1 protein-coding gene is annotated in these 918 nt (G+C 70.6%); it reads left to right on the top strand.

The window, feature by feature from the left end; translation table 11 throughout:
* Positions 1–54: 54 nt before the first annotated feature.
* Positions 55–918: helix-turn-helix transcriptional regulator (locus ACFQ3T_RS36775; protein WP_380730809.1), on the top strand; the 864-nt coding region annotated here is incomplete at its 3' end.

Genomic DNA, 918 nt, shown 5'->3' with positions numbered 1-918 from the left:
AGGTGTACCGGCAGTACATCGCAGTTCAGCGGGATGCGTCGTACCGTCGAGACCGTGGACGACAACCGAGCCGAAGTGCGCGACTTCCTCACCTCGCGGCGTGCCAAGGTCACGCCCGAGCAGGCCGGCCTGCCGACCGCGGGGCAGCGCCGCGTCCCCGGGCTGCGCCGCACCGAGGTGTCCGCGCTGGCCGGGATGAGCGTGGAGTACTACTCGAAACTCGAGCGCGGTCAGCTCGCCGGGGTCTCCCCCGGTGTGCTGGAGGCAGTCGCCCGCGCCTTGCGACTGGACGACGCCGAGCGCGCACACCTGCTGCGCCTGGCTCAGGAGGCCAACGGCAGCGGTGCACTGCTGCGTCCCACCCGCAAGCCGAAACAGCGCGCGATCCGGCCCAGCCTGCGGTGGTCGCTCGACAGCGTCACCGCTCCGGCGATCGTCGTGAACCTGCGTCAGGACCTGCTCGCCGCGAACCTGCTCGGCCGGGCGATGTACAGCGACGTCTACACCGACTCAGCCGGTGTGCCGAACTTCGGCCGGTTCACCTTCCTCGACCCTGCCGCGCGCCGCTTCTACCCGAACTGGAACCTCGCCGCCGACATGCTCGTGGCCAACCTGCGCACCGCCGCGGGCGTCGACCCGCACGACAAAGCCCTGCACGACCTCGTGGGCGAGCTGTCCACCCGCAGCGACGAGTTCCGCCGCCGCTGGGGCGCGCACAACGTCCGCATCCACGGCACCGGCAGGAAAACCTTTCACCACCACGTCGTCGGAGACCTCGACCTGGCGTACGAGAGCACGGAACTGCGGGCCGAGCCGGACCTCACCATGACGATCTACGCCGCCGAACCCGACTCGCCGACCGCGCAGGCGCTGTCGCTGCTCGCCTCCTGGGCAGCCTCCGAGACCGGCATCGTGCCA

Source organism: Saccharothrix hoggarensis (assembly GCF_042678885.1).
In the GTDB taxonomy this organism is placed as follows: domain Bacteria; phylum Actinomycetota; class Actinomycetes; order Mycobacteriales; family Pseudonocardiaceae; genus Actinosynnema; species Actinosynnema hoggarensis.
Note: the sequence above shows the minus strand (reverse complement) of the source record. Positions and strands in the feature narration are given on the sequence as shown.